The sequence below is a fragment of the Curvivirga aplysinae genome (assembly GCF_009711445.1).
GTDB classification, from domain to species: Bacteria; Pseudomonadota; Alphaproteobacteria; order UBA8366; family Aestuariispiraceae; genus Curvivirga; species Curvivirga aplysinae.
The window spans coordinates 1-2,665 of sequence record NZ_SMMC01000033.1; the positions used below are offsets into that span (position 1 = coordinate 1).

The window sequence follows — 2,665 nt, forward strand, 5'->3', positions numbered from 1 at the left end:
GTTTTGGAATTTATGTTGAATTAAACTTTTAGTTTGAGATTTTCATCAACGCTTGGATTGTTTCAAAATCGTGATTAACAGCCTCATTCACGACCGCACGGGTATTACCAAATACCTGTGGGGTTTGACGGCGATTAAAGCGACGGTCGGCTTCTTCGCCAACCGCATCACGAAGATACTCAAGCATTTCTGCCACATTCACCTTACCATCTTTATTACCAACTTTGTCAGCTTTACCAACAAAACCTTCCAGTAGATGTTTGGTAAATAAACCAAGGCGCACATCTGTATCCCAAGAGGCAATTTCTTTCCCATCCGCAGCTGTGAAAATAGTGCCATTGGTCAAAGTTAGGCTGGATGAATTTGATCCCAAATAGAGCGGGGAGGCAGATTTAACCAAAGTACCGCCTGCAGAGACACCGGAGAAACACGCATCCACAGCTAAAGTAATATTAACATTTTTTAGCTTGTTAAGGTTTTTCACTAAGGTACTTAATGCATATCCGGTGAATTCTGGTTTTTGTGGGTCAGCATCTTTTGGTAACATCACCCCGGTACCCTCATCCGTCGGTATGCCATGGCCAGAATAAAAGACAAAAATATCTTTCATGCCTCGACGTGTTACACTGTCATATAGCTTGCCTTTATGATTACTCTCACTACCAAAATGAGACATAAGGTCAGACTGATTTGGGTTTTCAAGAACAATGACGTTTTCTTCCTTAAAGCCACGTGTCTTGATCAAGTATTGTTTAATGGCATCTGTATCATTTAAGGCAAAGTCAACGGGTGGAATATCTGTGTTATCATAATCACGAACGCCAACCAGTACTGCATAAGCGTCTTTATTTACTTTGCCACGCGGGAAATTATAATCGGTGATACGCCCATAACCCAAATTAGTTGTTTTCGCTGTAACTGCGGCGGCTTCTACCACGGTTGTTTGCTTGTTAGATGTATTAGCCAGGGCGACTCTAATTGCCTTGTTGCGTTGATCAAATAAATCTTGTTGGACCAACACATCAGCAGGCAGTTTCGAACCTTGGCGTCGACGTTGGCGATAGTCGGCAATCACATCGTCAAAAGTGACCATTTCTGGCCCTTCTAACCAATTTGCCAGTTCATCACGGGTTACAGCCCCTTTTTTGATAGAAGACAGATCCGGGTCCTGCTGATTTAAATCTTCAAGTACAATAAAACTCTTATTATTTTTCTTACTCAACGTACCTTGCACATATTTATTTGTGCTTCGATCAAGGACGAAATAATTCACGCTTGCTTGCTTTTCTGCACCAACTGTAACGCGTTGATATTGATAAGGTGTATAACGTTTATGTTCTACTTGAATGGGTGTATTTGCTAAACGATTATTTGCCTCGTTCAAACGTTCTTCAGCACTGGTAACACCAGAAATGCTCACAACAGAAGTCACTGCAGAAGCAAAGACAGCGCCCCAACCACTATCATAGCCAGTGTTGTAGCTATTCATTTGTTGCTGTTGTAACGCTTGCTGATAGGCGGCTTGTGCTTGTTGGAGTCCTAATTGTGCCGCATTCACTTCTTGTTGCGCAGCTGAATAATCGGGATTAGGCAGCCAATCGGAATGTGTATAATAACGTGACTGAGATTTTGTTTTCCCTTGATCCTTGGATGTGGAAATCGCTGCCGCTAAATCAACGATCACCACATATCGAGCATTTTGAACAGCATCATCTGATAGAACTTTTTCAAGATTGATGGATCTGTTTAAAATATTTTTTTCTTTTTCTACCGAAATAGGAAAATCAATGGCGGTTTGTCCAATTCGATCCCGACTTGGAATTTCAATCATGATAATGCTGTCACGTAGATACTTACGTGATTTAATACCCTTGCTTTCAGCGCTTTGATAGATTTCCCACGTTTCCATTAAGTCTGGATCACGTCCGCCTGTTTTTTCCATAACCAAGGCATTTAGATAGGCTTTTTCAACCTTGGCAGCTGTTGTGCTTACCAATTCCTTGTTGAGGGCATACTTTTCTAAAAATGTCTCAAATTGAGCTACATTTGCATTGGTAATATCACCTTCTATTTTATCAAAATTAGCTGATATGAATTTTGATTTTGCTAAAAAAACAGGATATTCTTTAAAGAAATCTTTGCTATCAAAATGGTCAAATTCTGCAAATGCCTCTGGTGCCGTATCTATAATCTGATCTCTAAATGTTTCAAGGTCTTTGGCATAGACATCAAAATCGGCATTTCGATATTGTGGTTCTTTTAACAAGGAATACTGATTATATTCCGTCAGAATTGTTTCAGATTCTTCTAAGAAGTTTTTGGTAATAACCCAGTCTTCAGGACGTTGTGGCCATACCTGACTATCTAGTTTATTTCTATGTACTTGAAGGCGGCTAGCTAGGTTTTTATTTAATTCCTGTGCAATATGATCCAATTGCGGAGTAAAGCCGGCCAGTTCAGCATTTTGTTTAAAGAAGGCCGGATCACTTTCATAAACCAAGGCTGCTTGGCTCCAGTTTCCAGCAAGATAGGCGTCGTTGAATTCTTTTCCTACCCCAAAAACGGTATAAACGACACAACCGCTAAGAAAGGCGGAAAAACCGCAGATCAGTAACCCTTTTCTCAAAGATACACACGGAATTTTAGTTAAATATTTCATTGCCGA

At 40.3% G+C, this 2,665-nt stretch carries 1 protein-coding gene; it reads right to left on the bottom strand.

Annotated features, from left to right (window positions below; translation table 11 throughout):
* Positions 1 to 28: 28 nt before the first annotated feature.
* The coding region (locus tag E1160_RS00260; RefSeq protein WP_218048607.1) for a caspase family protein at positions 29 to 2,665 on the bottom strand (2,637 nt) is incomplete at its 5' end.